This window comes from Bacteroides sp. LFL-34 (assembly GCF_027257075.1).
GTDB lineage: Bacteria > Bacteroidota > Bacteroidia > Bacteroidales > Bacteroidaceae > Bacteroides > Bacteroides ovatus.
Genome location: NZ_JAPQKZ010000041.1, coordinates 47,543 through 61,927 on the forward strand (window position 1 = coordinate 47,543; position 14,385 = coordinate 61,927).

The window sequence follows — 14,385 nt, forward strand, 5'->3', positions numbered from 1 at the left end:
GTATAAATGCTAGTATCTTGTTTTATAATTGTTTATCTATCTGATTTCATTGGATAAATATAAGTCGTAGTGAACTTGCTTAGAAGGCTAAAAGGTATATCCCACGGCTTGGAAGTGTTAATTCATTTCTTAATTCAATCTTTTTGTCTGTGAGCAAATCATGAGCAGACGAGGTGGAGAGTATTTCCTGATAAGGATGTAAGTCAATAGTCTGTTCCCGGTCGTTTCCATTCAGAAAGACAACGACTGATTGGTTACCGTATTTGCGTTCATAAACATAAATGCCTTTATTGGGTGCGAAATGTTTTAGTTTGCCTTTGGCGATGACTTCATTTCCTTTTCTCCATTGGAGCAGTTTTTGCATAAAAGAGAAGGCTTCATTTTGTTGCGGAGTACGGTTGGTTGCTTCAAAACAGTTTTTGGCGTCATTCTGCCAACCTCCCGGAAAGTCACATCGGAGTAATCCGTCTCCATTTGCTTTGTCGGCTGCCATCAGGATTTCAGTTCCATAATATATTTGTGGAATTCCACGGGTAGTCAGTAAGAATGTCAAGGCTTGTTTATATCGGTTCAGGTTCTTGGTATCTTCCTCCGAACGGTAGAAACGGGAAGTATCGTGATTATCGAGGAAGGTCAGCAGACTCATTGGATCGGCGTAGACAATATCCTGTGAGAGGTATTCGTAGAGTCTGAAAAGTCCTCCGTTCCATTCGGTGGTTTCTTCGTCGAAAGCTTTATTTATTTCTTCCATCAGTGGGAAATCCATGACAGTAGGAAGATAACTGTTTTTCGGATAAGCAAGTTTACTGTCTTTCTGCCAGTAGGAGATCAGTACATTGCTGCCCAGCCATGTCTCACCGACAATGTTGAATGAAGGATATTCATCATTGACCGCTTTGCACCAATGCGCCATCATTTCAAAGTCGGCGTAAGGATGTGTATCCTGGCGGATTCCGTTGATACCCGCATATTCTATCCACCAGATACTACTCTGTATCAGGTAAGTGGCTACGTGACGGTTTCGTTGGTTGAAGTCCGGCATAGTCAGTGTGAACCAACCGTCAATGGCCAGCTTTTTATCATAATCGGAAGTATAAGGGTCCATTTGGGTGGCAGTTTTGAAACTGGTCTGCATGTAGTTTCCCTCAAAGTTGAACCAATCTTTGGCAGGCATGTCTTTGAATAGATAATTGTTCGAACCGCAATGGTTGAAGATCATGTCCATGACTACCTTTAGCCCTTTAGCATTGGCTTCTTTTACGAGATTGCGAAACTCTTCATTGCTTCCGAGGCGACGGTCTACTTGATAGTAATCGGTGATGGCATATCCATGATAAGAGCCTTCCTTCATGTCATTTTCCTGAATCGGGTTAAGCCATATACTCGTAACTCCGAGGTCTGCAATATAATCCAAATGTTTCTCTATTCCTTTTAAATCACCGCCATGACGGGCGAAAGGTTCGTTGCGGTCTATGTTTGCTTCCAACATTCCGGGAATTATATCATTGGAGGGGTTGCCGTTGGCAAAGCGGTCCGGCATAATGAGATAAAGTACATCACTGGAGTTGAAGCCTTCTACTGCTGAAGCATTCTCTTTGCGCTGTTTAAGTTCGTATGGTATTTTAGTCTGTTTTTTACCTTGTTTCAGGAGAATGTCGAAGTGCTGAGGGATAGCTTTTGAAAGATCTAAATATAAGATCAGATAATTAGGATTTTCCTGTTTCACCACGTCCTGCAGGGTGATGTCATTAGAAGAAATACTTACCTCTGCGGATGATATGCCATCGCCGTATAGAAGTATTTGTAGTTCGGGATTCTTCATTCCTGCCCACCAAAAGGTAGGAGCCACTTTCTTTATATTGGTTGCGGCGAATGCTTGATGATAACCCGATAGAAGTAATAGTAAAATAGCAAATAACAAATTTCGTTTCATGGTAGCTAGATTTTTAACTGTTTGCTCGGAGAACCGATGATGCAAATGTAGGGGGATGCTGTGCACCTTTGTGAGATTAGAATGGAAATATAAACCTGTTATCTGACTATGTTGCTGATAATTAGTTGGATATTCTAATACCTTATGCCGAAAAATACAAGTGAAAATGAAAATAGTTATACCCATATTTTTCGTTTTCATTACTATATTTCTTATATTTGTAACATCTTTAAAAAGGAACCTTATGAAAAATCTAACCCTTTATATGCTATTTCTTCTTTTGCTCTTTCCTTTTTCGTTGTGTGCAATGCATACGGATAATGCGGCTGCTCTTAAAAAGCTGGATGAAGTTATAAGCAAGAAAGAGACTTTCCAGATTCGGAAAGAGAAAGAGATTAATAACTTGAAATTAGAACTTGCCCATTCTACTGATCCTGTTCGAAAATATGAATTATATGCCTCTCTTTTTGGTGCTTATTTGCATTATCAGGCAGACTCGTCCTTATATTATATTAACCGTGAGATGGAAATCCTTCCATTGTTGAACCGCCCGGAATTGGAGTATGAGATCATCATTAATCGTGCTACGGTAATGGGAGTAATGGGAATGTATATAGAAGCCATTGAACAGTTGGAGAGGATTGATCCTAAAAAATTGAATGAGTGGACTCGGTTATCTTATTATCAGACGTATCGTGCCTGCTACGGGTGGTTAGCAGATTATACGACCAATAAGAATGAAAAAGAAAAGTATTTGAAGAAAACCGATTTATATAGAGATTCCATTATTGCTGCGATGCCTCCAGAGGCAAACAAAACGATTGTTTTAGCCGAAAAATGCATAATGAACGGGAAAGCCGATGTCGCTGTGGATATGCTGAACAATGCTTTGAAAGAAATTCAGGATGAACGTCAGAAAGTATATATTTATTATACTCTTTCCGAAGCTTATAGTATGAAGAAAGATATCGAAAAAGAAGTTTACTATCTGATTCTGACTGCCATTGCGGATCTGGAAACTCCGGTGAGGGAGTATGCTTCATTGCAGAAACTCGCGCATCTGATGTATGAATCAGGAGATATTGACCGTGCCTACAAATACTTGAGTTGCTCGATGGAAGATGCTGTGGCGTGTAATGCCCGTTTGCGGTTTATTGAGGTGACGGAGTTTTTTCCGATTATCGACAAGGCGTATAAATTAAAAGAAGAAAAAGAACGTGCCGTTTCCCGCGCTATGTTGATTAGTGTCAGTTTGTTGTCTTTGTTTCTTCTGATTGCTATTTTCTATCTATATCGTTGGATGAAGAAGTTGTCTGTTATGCGGCGGAATCTTAGTCTGGCTAACAAACAAATGTCTGCGGTCAACGCGGAACTGGAGCAAACCGGAAAAATAAAAGAAGTCTATATCGCCCGCTATCTGGACAGATGTGTCAACTATCTCGACAAACTGGAAACTTATCGTCGTTCATTGGCAAAATTGGCAATGGCATCGCGTATCGAAGATTTGTTTAAAGCTATCAAGTCCGAACAGTTTATCCGGGATGAGCGGGATGAATTCTATAATGAGTTCGACAGGTCTTTTCTGAAACTTTTCCCGAACTTTATTTCAGCTTTCAATAATTTGCTGGTAGAAGAAGGAAGAGTGTATCCTAAATCCGATGAACTTCTGACAACAGAACTTCGTATCTTTGCCCTTATCCGTCTGGGAGTAGTAGACAGTAACAAGATTGCTCATTTTCTCGGTTATTCTTTGGCAACTATCTATAATTATCGTAGCCGGATGCGTAATAAAGCTGCCGGAGATAAAGATATGTTCGAGCAGAATGTAATGAACCTATAATGTTATTCACAGATAGCAATATGTTATTACTTCGTAATATACGAGCCAATAATGCTTGTGTATAAAGCAAATATCTACTTTTAGTGTTCAATAATCCACTGTGCATCTCTCTTTTTTTTCTACCTTTGTAGACAACTAATCTAAAATAAATATACTAGAAAATGAAAAAGTTAGTCTACACACTGTTCTTTGTCCTTATCTCCGTTGTAGCCAACGGGCAGGCAAAGTACGTATTCTATTTCATCGGAGATGGAATGGGAGTCAATCAAGTAAATGGTACGGAGATGTATCAGGCGGAAATTCAAAATGGTCGTATTGGAGTCGAGCCTTTGTTATTTACTCAATTTCCGGTTGCTACCGTAGCAACCACTTTCTCTGCTAAAAATTCAGTAACAGACTCTGCAGCTGCAGGTACTGCATTGGCAACAGGAAAGAAAACTTATAATGGCGCTATTTCTGTAGGAGAAGATAAAAAAGCTATTCAGACTGTCGCAGAAAAAGCAAAGAAAGCAGGAAAAAAGGTGGGCGTAACGACTTCTGTCAGTGTGGATCATGCTACTCCTGCCGCATTTTATGCACATCAACCCGATCGTAATATGAATTATGAAATTGCTCTTGATTTGCCGAAAGCCAATTTCGATTTTTATGCAGGCGGTGGTTTCTTGAAACCTACCACCACTTATGACAAGAAAGAAGCTCCGAGCATTTTCCCTATTTTTGAAGAGGCAGGATATACAGTAGCACGTGGTTACAATGACTATAAGGCAAAAGCTGCAAAAGCAGAAAAGATGATCTTGATTCAGGAAGAGGGAGCCAATCCTTCTTGTCTGCCTTATGCTATTGACCGCAAAGAGAATGATTTGACATTAGCACAAATTACGGAAAGTGCTATTGACTTTCTTACTAAAGGCAATAATAAAGGCTTTTTCCTGATGGTAGAAGGAGGTAAAATAGACTGGGCATGCCACGCTAATGACGCCGCTACTGTGTTCAACGAAGTGAAAGACATGGATAATGCCATCAAAGTAGCTTATGAATTCTATAAGAAACATCCGAAAGAAACGCTGATTGTGATTACCGCAGACCATGAAACAGGTGGTATCGTGCTCGGTACGGGAAAATATGCGTTGAACCTGAAAGCATTGCAATATCAGAAACATTCTGCTGACGGACTTTCACAACGTATCAGTGAATTGAGAAAATCAAAAGGCAATAAAGTCACTTGGGAGGACATGAAAACATTCCTCGGCGAAGAAATGGGCTTCTGGAAACAATTCCCTCTTTCTTGGGAACAGGAAAAGACGTTGCGTGATGAATTTGAGAAATCATTCGTGAAGAATAAAGTCGTATTTGCTGAAAGTATGTACTCTAAGAGCGAACCGATGGCTGCACGTGCAAAGGAAGTGATGGATGAAATCGCTATGATAGGTTGGGTAAGTGGCGGGCACTCTGCCGGTTATGTTCCTGTATTTGCTATTGGTGCAGGTTCTCAACTGTTTGGTGAGAAGATTGACAATACAGAAATTCCTAAAAGAATTGCGAAAGCTGCAGGATATAAATAATAGAACTGTATGAATATAAAAATAGCCGGAAGTCCTTGGACTCCCGGCTATTTTTATATGTTTTTGCAAATTATGCTTTCACACGTCCTACGTAAGAACCGTCACGAGTATCGATTTCGATTGTTTCACCCTCGCTGATGAACAAAGGAACACGTACTGTTGCACCTGATTCCACAGTTGCAGGTTTCAGTGTGTTAGTAGCTGTATCACCTTTCATGCCCGGTTCTGTATAAGTCACCTTCATCTGAACCTTGATCGGCATGTCTGCATAAAGTACAGTTTCAGTAGAAGCATCAGAAACAACTTCCAATACTGAACCTTCGAGCAGGAAGTCAACACCATTAATCAGATCGTGAGCGATAGGATGTTGATCGAATGTTTCCTGGTTCATAAAGATATAATCTTCTCCTTCTTTATACAAAAATTGGTATGGACGACGTTCTACACGTACATCTTCCAACTTTTCACCGATGTTGAAACGGCGTTCGAGAACGTATCCGCTAACTACATCTTTCAATTTAGTACGCATAAAAGTGTTACCTTTACCTGGTTTTACATGCAGGAATTCTACACAGAAATAGAGCTTTCCGTCCATACGGATACAAGTTCCGTTTTTGATGTCTTGAGCATTAATCATACTGCTATTTTTCTTATTATATTATTGTTATTTAATTGTTTTCGCAGGAATTCGACTGCAAAAGTAATCTAAATCGGTAAAAAACACAAAAACTTTTGAGCAAAAATGAGTTATCTCTTGGTTAATTTAAAAAAAGTGCCTATTTTTGCAGCCCGATTACGTAGAATAATAACATAAAAACAAGATACAGTAATGAAAAGAACATTTCAACCCTCTAACAGAAAGAGAAAGAACAAACACGGTTTCCGTGAGAGAATGGCATCGGCTAATGGTCGTAGAGTATTAGCTGCTCGTCGTGCGAAAGGCAGAAAGAAACTGACTGTTTCTGATGAGTACAACGGACAAAAGTGATAATCACTTGTCATCAGGAAACAAAAAAGGCGGAGAATTTAATCTTCGCCTTTTTTGTTTCTCTGTTTTTCAAGGGGATAGTATGTTAAAAAGCGGTATTGTTTGCTCTTATTTATGACTTTTTGCTTTTCTTTGTGAGATTAAATAAAACTCATAAACGAACATACGCGATGGTAGAGTATATCCGGGACATGAAACCCCGTATCATTATAATAAGGTTGTTGAAATCTATAGGAGTGGGGATTATAGTTGCAGCAATTCTGGCGATGATAAGCGTCTTTGCATAATAGGTAGGGACATTTTTCATCGCCTACTTTTTAAAAGTTCAACTATTTTGTCGTATCTTTGGCGCATATTAACAGCAATGCGTATGACTATTAAAGAATTCTTTTCTTTTAAAACCAATAAATATTTCTGGGTGAATATTATCGCCATGATTGTGGTGATGGTAGTGATGATATTTGGTGTGTTGAAATGGCTTGATATACATACACATCATGGTGAAAGCGTGGTAGTTCCCGATGTGAAGGGAATGACAGTGGAAGAAGCTACGAAGATGTTCCGGAATCACGGTTTGGTATATGTGATTTCTGATACCAAATATGTCAAAGATAAAGCAGCGGGTATCATTCTTGAACTGAAACCGGGAGCCGGTGAAAAAGTGAAGGAAGGACGTACAGTATACCTGACAGTCAATACCCTGGATGTCCCTTTACGTGCCATTCCCGATGTGGCGGACAACAGCTCGCTCCGTCAGGCACAGGCTAAGTTACTGAATGCTGGTTTCAAGCTGAATCAGGTTCAATTGGTAAATGGTGAGAAAGACTGGGTGTACGGTGTGAAATATCAGGGACGTCAGTTGGCTGCCGGAGAAAAGATTCCTTTAGGGGCTTCTTTGACATTGATGGTGGGAGACGGCTCCGGTGATATGTCGGAAGAAGAGGACTCGGTCGATGTTTCCGTGGATACGGAGAAACCGGTTACGTCGGAATCATCACCTGCTCAAGATGATAGTTGGTTTTAATAGATAAATAACAGAAACGGACTCGCATGATAGAGGAAGAACTTCCGGATGAACTGGAGAATGATTTGGATGATATAGAACCTGTCGGTGACGAATCCCAGCTTTACGAACACTTCCGCGTGGTTGTAGACAAGGGACAGGCGATGGTCAGAGTCGACAAATATCTGTTCGAACGTATTGTCAATGCTTCGCGCAACCGTATTCAGAAGGCTGCCGAAGACGGATTCGTTATGGCCAATGGCAAACCGGTGAAGAGTAGCTACAAAGTGAAACCGCTGGATGTCATTACGGTGATGATGGACCGTCCCCGTTATGAAAATGAAATTATTCCTGAAAATATTCCCCTTACTATCGTTTATGAAGACCCTTATCTGATGGTTGTGAATAAACCGGCGGGATTGGTCGTGCATCCGGGACACGGAAACTATCACGGCACGCTGGTCAATGCGCTGGCCTGGCACATGAAGGATATACCGGATTATGATGCCAATGACCCGCACGTGGGACTTGTTCATCGCATCGATAAAGATACTTCAGGCTTACTGGTGATTGCCAAGACACCGGATGCCAAAACAAATCTGGGAATTCAATTTTTTAATAAGACTACCAAACGCAAATATCGTGCTTTGGTGTGGGGTGTTATGGAACAGGATGAAGGAACGATTGTCGGTAATATTGCCCGTAATCCGAGAGACCGGATGCAAATGGCGGTGATGTCCGATCCGACAGTGGGCAAACATGCCGTTACACACTACCGCGTACTGGAAAGACTGGGATACGTAACCCTTGTGGAATGTATACTTGAGACAGGACGTACTCATCAGATTCGTGTCCACATGAAACATATCGGTCATGTGTTGTTCAATGACGAACGCTATGGCGGTCATGAGATACTGAAAGGAACCCATTTTAGTAAATACAAACAGTTTGTAAATAATTGCTTTGACACTTGTCCCCGACAGGCTTTGCATGCTATGACATTGGGGTTTGTGCATCCCGTCACAGGTGAAGAGATGTATTTTACTTCCGAACTTCCGGATGACATGACCCGGCTTATCGAGAAGTGGAGAGGCTATATAAGTAATAGAGAATTAGAATGAAACGCAACATCGCTATCGTAGCAGGAGGAGATACCTCTGAAATCGTAGTTTCCCTGCGTAGCGCACAGGGTATTTATTCCTTTATTGATAAGGAAAAGTATAATTTGTATATCGTGGAGATGGAAGGCCGTCGCTGGGAAGTACAATTACCGGACGGAAACAAAGTGCCGGTGGATAGAAACGACTTTAGTTTTACGAACGGAACGGAGAAGGTTGTGTTCGACTTTGCTTATATCACCATCCACGGTACGCCGGGTGAGGATGGCAGGCTGCAAGGCTATTTTGATATGATGCGTATTCCGTATTCCTGTTGTGGAGTGTTGGCGGCTGCCATTACTTATGACAAGTTTACCTGCAATCAATATCTGAAGGCTTTTGGAGTGCGCATTGCCGAATCATTGTTGTTGCGCCAAGGACAATCGGTTTCTGACGAGGAAGTAGTGGAAAAGATTGGCCTGCCTTGTTTTATCAAGCCTAGTCTGGGAGGTTCGAGTTTCGGAGTTACGAAAGTGAAGACAAAAGAACAAATACAACCGGCCATTGTTAAAGCTTTCGGAGAAGCGGAAGAGGTGATTGTTGAAGCGTTTATGGACGGAACGGAACTGACTTGCGGCTGTTATAAGACAAAAGAGAAGTCGGTCATCTTTCCACCTACGGAAGTAGTGACGCACAATGAGTTCTTTGATTATGATGCTAAATATAATGGACAGGTAGATGAAATCACTCCTGCGCGTATCTCGGATGAATTGACCAAACGCGTACAGATGCTGACTTCAGCTATCTATGATATATTAGGTTGTTCCGGCATTATCCGTGTAGATTACATTATAACTGCCGGTGAAAAACTGAATCTTCTCGAAGTAAATACTACTCCGGGAATGACTACTACCAGTTTTATTCCCCAGCAAGTGCGTGCAGCCGGACTGGATATAAAGGATGTGATGACTGATATTATTGAAAACAAGTTTTAAGTATTAAGTATCAAGTATAAAGTATTAACCATGCGGTTTGTACGCAGTCTAATACTTTATACTTATTACTTAATACTTGAGCACATAATACTTGAGACTTATGGATCTGACAGAGTTTAATGAAATTCGTCCTTACAATGATGAGGAACTTCCTCAAATCTTTGAGGAACTGATTGCCGATCCGGCTTTTCAGAAAGCTGCTACCGGTGCTATACCGAACGTTCCATTTGAACTTCTGGCGCAAAAAATGCGTGCCTGTAAGACTAAGCTTGATTTTCAGGAGGCATTTTGTTATGGCATTTTGTGGAAGATAGCGGCAGATCATACTGCCGGACTGACACTGGATCATACCGCCATACCGGATAAAAGTAAAGCTTATACGTATATATCGAATCATAGAGATATTATTCTTGATTCGGGCTTTCTCTCTATTTTGTTGATTGACCAGGGAATGGATACGGTAGAAATTGCGATTGGCGACAATTTGCTTATTTATCCCTGGATTAAGAAACTGGTGCGTGTCAATAAATCATTTATTGTACAGCGGGCGTTGACCATGCGGCAAATGTTGGAATCTTCAGCGCGTATGTCCCGTTATATGCATTACACCATTTCAGAGAAGAATCAGTCTATTTGGATTGCGCAGCGTGAAGGACGTGCAAAAGATTCGAATGACCGTACACAAGACAGTGTATTGAAAATGTTGGCAATGGGAGGTGAAGGCGATTTGATAGACCGCCTGATGGAAATGAATATTGCTCCGCTTGCTATTTCATACGAATATGATCCGTGTGATTTTCTGAAAGCGCAAGAGTTTCAGCTGAAGAGAGACATCGAAGGATATAAAAAGACGACACAGGACGATTTGATTAATATGCAGACAGGTCTTTTCGGATATAAAGGCAGGGTACATTTTCAGGTTGCTCCTTGTTTGAATGATGACTTGCAAAGCTTGGACCGTTCGTTGCCGAAACCGGATTTGTTTGCCCGAATTTCTGCTTGTCTTGATCGCCGCATCCATCGTAATTACCGGATATATCCGGGAAATTATGTGGCGTATGATTGGCTGAATGGCACAACGGAATTCGTGTCCAATTACACGGAAGAAGAGAAACAGCAGTTTATGAACTATATTGAACAACAATTGGCAAAGATCAAGATTCCGAATAAGGATGAAGACTTTTTGCGTGAGAAGTTGTTATTAATGTATTCCAATCCGTTAGTTAATTATTTAGCAGCTTGCCGATGAAAAGAAGAAAATTACATGTTGTTTGGTTGTGGGGATTGCTTTTCCTGATGACTGCCTGTGGAGATGATGACTATTATTATCCTTCGGTGAAACTGGAATTTGTGACTGTAGAGGCCGGAGAAGACGGTCGTATACAAACGCTTATTCCTGATAAGGGAGAAGTCTTGACTGTTTCGGAAGACCGTACGGGTTCTACTATCTCTCCAAACACTTCCAGACGTGTGATGAGTAACTATGAGGTGCTTTCCGGTGAGAACACTGCTACTATATATTCTTTGCAATCGCTCATAACGCCGGTACCTAAACCGGAAGATGATCCGGTTTACAAGGACGGTATAAAGCTGGATCCGGTAGAGATGGTCAGTATCTGGCTCGGAAGGGATTATCTGAATATGATTTTGAATCTCAAGGTCAGTACGGGCAAGGGACATACTTTCGGCATAGTGGAAGATGTGTCCGAACTTAAAACAAATGGCATTGTGAATATGTTATTATATCATGATGCGAACAGTGATGGAGAATACTATAATCGGCGTGCTTACATTTCTGTTCCTTTGGCGCAATATATAGATGAAGAGAATCCGGGTCGGACGATAAAGATTAAATTTAAATATTATACGTACGATAAGGATGGCTCTCCGATAGAATCTGATAAGTACTGTGATCCTGGGTTTGACTATACTCCGGGACAGAATTGAATAATGGAGTGTATATGTTTAAATTGAATCAATTAATCGTGGGAATATTTTTATTTCTCTCTTCCCTTTTCTCTTGTCAGCAGAAAGGGGATTTTCAATCAATGAATGTAGAGGAGTTTGATTCTCTTATTCAGAATGAGGATATACAACGTCTGGATGTTCGTACACTTGCGGAATATTCGGAGGGGCATATCACGAAGACGATCAACATCAATGTGATGGATGACTCTTTTGCTTCAATGGCTGATTCTTTGTTGCAAAAAGACAAACCGGTGGCTGTATATTGTCGCAGTGGAAAACGAAGCAAGAAGGCTGCGGCAATTTTGAGCGAGAAGGGATATAAAGTCTTTGAGCTTGATAAGGGATTTAATTCCTGGCAGGAAGCAGGTAAAGAAATAGAGAAATAAAGTGCTGATTTATCAGCACTTTATTTTTTGGGGTTATTTCAGTCCTTCCAATAACCTTTTCAGAACGACAGTTGCCGAGATTTCACGGTTGGCAGCTTCCGGAATCACAATAGATTGCGGACTTTCAATGACATCGTCTGTCACAATCATATTTCTACGAACCGGAAGACAATGCATGAAATAAGCATTGTTGGTAACTGCCATTTGGCGGTCGCTGACAGTCCAATCACGATCTTTGCTTAATATCTGTCCATAGTTGTCGCCAGAATAAGCAGCCCAGTTCTTGGCATATATGAAGTCGGCTCCTTCGAAGGCCTTCATCTGGTCATATTCTACTTTTGCATTACCTACAAATTGCGGATCAAGCTCATAACCTTCGGGATGAGTGATGACAAATTCGTAATCCGTTGCATTCATCCATTCAGCAAAGGAATTAGGAACAGCCTGTGGCAATGGACGTGGATGAGGAGCCCAGGTCATAACTACTTTGGGACGTACTGTTTTCTTGTATTCCTCGATGGTAATCAGGTCGGCAAAGCTCTGCAATGGGTGGCGTGTTGCCGCTTCCATCGAAAAGACAGGACGTCCGGAGTATTGGATGAATTGATTGATAATAGTTTCCTGATAGTCAAAGTCACGGTCTTCAAAACGGGCAAAAGAGCGTACTCCAATGATATCACAATAGCATCCCATAACCGGAATGGCTTCTAATATATGTTCCGGTTTATCACCATCCATAATTACGCCACGTTCAGTTTCCAATTTCCATGCACCTTGATTGATATCCAGTACCATTACATTCATTCCCAAATTGATGGCAGCTTTCTGTGTGCTGAGGCGGGTACGTAAACTAGAGTTGAAGAAGATCATCATTAAAGTCTTGTTTCGTCCCAGTTCTACATATTTGAAGCGCTCTTTTTTGATTTCGAATGCTTCTGCAAGGGCTGATTTTAAATCGCCAATGTCCTGTACACAAGTAAATTTCTTCATATCATTTATTTTTTAATTTTTAATTAGCTTCGCTCAAAACCTTGTTTGATTTTTAACATATAGGTATAGTCTCAATTTCTTCTCGTTTGTCCATCTCCTTCAATGACCCATTTGTAAGAAGTGATTTCCTCCAGTCCCATCGGACCGCGTGCGTGTAGCTTTTGCGTGCTGATTCCGATTTCGGCTCCTAATCCGAATTGTGCCCCGTCAGTGAAAGCGGTAGACACATTGGTGTATACGCAAGCTGCGTCCACGATTCTGGTGAATAAAGCTGCACGTTCCCCGTTCTCGGTAACAATACACTCGCTATGTTTAGAACTGTTTTCCTGAATATGTCCTAAGGCATCTTCGAAGCTCTTTACAGTCTTGACAGCCATTTTATAATCCAGAAACTCCGTGCCGAAGCTTTCTGCTTTTGCATGTTCCAGGAGCTCGGCAGGATAGCGGCCTTCCAATGCCTGGTAAGCTTGCGGATCAGCATAAATAATGACATGGCTGTCTTTTAGTTTCTCGCAAATCAGAGGGAGGTCGGCCAGTCTCTTCTCATGTATAATGGTGCAGTCCAATGCATTACATACGCTAACTCTACGTGTCTTTGCATTATGAATAATGTCTGCTCCCTTGTTTGTATCCCCAAATTCATCGAAGTAAGTGTGACAGATACCTGCTCCTGTTTCAATGACAGGAATCCTTGCATTCTCGCGTACGAAATGAATAAGACTGCTGCTGCCTCTGGGGATAATCAAGTCTACGTAGCCCACAGCATTCAGTAACGCTGCCGTAGCCTCTCTATCAGCTGGAAGTAATTCTACAATGTGCGGATTGATTTTGAACTTCTTCAATACTTTGTGAATCACACTGATGATGGCCCGGTTGGAACAATCGGCGTCACTTCCTCCTTTCAATATGCAGGCATTTCCGCTCTTCAGACAAAGGGAGAAAACATCAAAGCTAACATTAGGGCGTGCTTCATAAATGATTCCTATGACTCCGAAAGGAACGCTGACTTTCGTCAACTTCATTCCATTGGGACGAACACTCTCTTTCAACACTTTACCCAAAGGAGAGGGGAGTGTTGCTACATTGCGTGTATCTGCGGCAATACCTTTCAAACGTTCTTCCGTCAGTTTCAACCGATCGTACTTCGGATCATTTTTGTCCATCCGTGCGAGGTCTTTTTCGTTCTCTGAAAGAATGAAAGGTGTTTCTGCAATTGCTGCGTCAGCTACTGCATTTAAAATCTGATTGATGACATTATCATTCAGCAGGGCTAATTCCCGACTTGCTACTTGTACAGCGGCAAAGGTCTCGTTTAAATTTGTAGTCATTTGCTCCTTTTTTGCATTAAATGGAAAGATAAACTATGCAAATATAGTGAATGATGTGAATAAAACTTGTTGAAAATAGAAATAAATGTTGCTCTTTACTTATTCACTGGTTTTTTTACAAGATTAATACTAAAAAAATACGAGACTCAATTCTGAATCTCGTATTTTTCATTTATGAAGGTGTGTCAAAATGCACACCTTCTGTTTTTTACGCACAAAGCCCCGACTTTCACAAGCTGGGGCTTTGTTATTACCTAAAGATTTTGTATCTTTAGGCATAAGAATTTCACTATGA

The 14,385-nt window shown here is 41.1% G+C and carries 13 protein-coding genes; 9 read left to right on the forward strand and 4 right to left on the reverse strand.

Features of this window, described 5'->3' with window-relative positions:
• Nucleotides 1-79: 79 nt before the first annotated feature.
• Nucleotides 80-1,933: a glycoside hydrolase family 13 protein gene (locus tag N5O98_RS20785; protein WP_004299758.1), complete on the reverse strand. Its 1,854-nt coding sequence runs from the start codon at nucleotides 1,931-1,933 to the stop codon at nucleotides 80-82.
• A gap of 244 nt (nucleotides 1,934-2,177) precedes the next feature.
• Between N5O98_RS20785 and N5O98_RS20790 the strand changes: the two genes are divergently transcribed.
• Nucleotides 2,178-3,773 carry a DUF6377 domain-containing protein gene (locus tag N5O98_RS20790; protein WP_004305037.1) on the forward strand — a complete coding sequence of 532 codons (1,596 nt, stop codon included), beginning with the start codon at nucleotides 2,178-2,180 and terminating at the stop codon, nucleotides 3,771-3,773.
• A 161-nt stretch (nucleotides 3,774-3,934) separates the two neighbouring features.
• Nucleotides 3,935-5,335, forward strand: coding sequence for an alkaline phosphatase (locus N5O98_RS20795; RefSeq protein WP_004310511.1), 1,401 nt, complete (start codon nucleotides 3,935-3,937; stop codon nucleotides 5,333-5,335).
• Nucleotides 5,336-5,405: 70 nt separating this feature from the next.
• Here N5O98_RS20795 and efp read toward each other — a convergent pair whose 3' ends face one another.
• The gene (efp, locus tag N5O98_RS20800; protein ID WP_004299761.1) at nucleotides 5,406-5,972 is read right to left on the reverse strand and encodes an elongation factor P; all 567 of its coding nucleotides are present in this window, start codon (nucleotides 5,970-5,972) and stop codon (nucleotides 5,406-5,408) included.
• Between the two features lie 192 nt (nucleotides 5,973-6,164).
• Here efp and rpmH point away from each other — a divergent pair, with 192 nt between their 5' ends.
• The 7 genes from rpmH to N5O98_RS20835 all read left to right on the forward strand — a co-directional run bounded on the left by rpmH (nucleotide 6,165) and on the right by N5O98_RS20835 (nucleotide 11,772).
• Nucleotides 6,165-6,323, forward strand: coding sequence for a 50S ribosomal protein L34 (rpmH, locus tag N5O98_RS20805; RefSeq protein WP_004299762.1), 159 nt, complete (start codon nucleotides 6,165-6,167; stop codon nucleotides 6,321-6,323).
• Nucleotides 6,324-6,693: 370 nt separating this feature from the next.
• Nucleotides 6,694-7,347 carry a PASTA domain-containing protein gene (locus N5O98_RS20810; protein WP_004310510.1) on the forward strand — a complete coding sequence of 218 codons (654 nt, stop codon included), beginning with the start codon at nucleotides 6,694-6,696 and terminating at the stop codon, nucleotides 7,345-7,347.
• A gap of 26 nt (nucleotides 7,348-7,373) precedes the next feature.
• Nucleotides 7,374-8,447, forward strand: a complete 1,074-nt coding sequence (locus tag N5O98_RS20815) for an RluA family pseudouridine synthase (protein WP_004299766.1) — start codon at nucleotides 7,374-7,376, stop codon at nucleotides 8,445-8,447.
• Nucleotides 8,444-9,418, forward strand: coding sequence for a D-alanine--D-alanine ligase (locus tag N5O98_RS20820; protein ID WP_004299767.1), 975 nt, complete (start codon nucleotides 8,444-8,446; stop codon nucleotides 9,416-9,418). The genes N5O98_RS20815 and N5O98_RS20820 overlap by 4 nt, the downstream gene beginning before the upstream one ends.
• A gap of 100 nt (nucleotides 9,419-9,518) precedes the next feature.
• Nucleotides 9,519-10,667 carry a 1-acyl-sn-glycerol-3-phosphate acyltransferase gene (locus N5O98_RS20825; RefSeq protein WP_004310509.1) on the forward strand — a complete coding sequence of 383 codons (1,149 nt, stop codon included), beginning with the start codon at nucleotides 9,519-9,521 and terminating at the stop codon, nucleotides 10,665-10,667.
• Nucleotides 10,664-11,365, forward strand: a complete 702-nt coding sequence (locus N5O98_RS20830) for a NigD1/NigD2 family lipoprotein (RefSeq protein WP_004310508.1) — start codon at nucleotides 10,664-10,666, stop codon at nucleotides 11,363-11,365. The genes N5O98_RS20825 and N5O98_RS20830 overlap by 4 nt, the downstream gene beginning before the upstream one ends.
• A 14-nt stretch (nucleotides 11,366-11,379) precedes the next feature.
• Entirely contained in the window at nucleotides 11,380-11,772 is a 393-nt protein-coding gene (locus N5O98_RS20835; protein WP_004299770.1) for a rhodanese-like domain-containing protein, read from the forward strand.
• 33 nt (nucleotides 11,773-11,805) lie between these two features.
• Here the strand turns inward: N5O98_RS20835 and N5O98_RS20840 are convergent, their stop codons facing one another.
• Together N5O98_RS20840 and N5O98_RS20845 are read right to left on the reverse strand one after the other, a co-directional pair.
• Nucleotides 11,806-12,762, reverse strand: a complete 957-nt coding sequence (locus N5O98_RS20840) for an acetylornithine carbamoyltransferase (RefSeq protein ID WP_004310506.1) — start codon at nucleotides 12,760-12,762, stop codon at nucleotides 11,806-11,808.
• Nucleotides 12,763-12,833: 71 nt separating this feature from the next.
• On the reverse strand, nucleotides 12,834-14,090 hold the full coding sequence (locus N5O98_RS20845; RefSeq protein WP_004299772.1) for a glutamate-5-semialdehyde dehydrogenase: 1,257 nt from the start codon (nucleotides 14,088-14,090) through the stop codon (nucleotides 12,834-12,836).
• Nucleotides 14,091-14,385 lie beyond the last annotated feature (295 nt).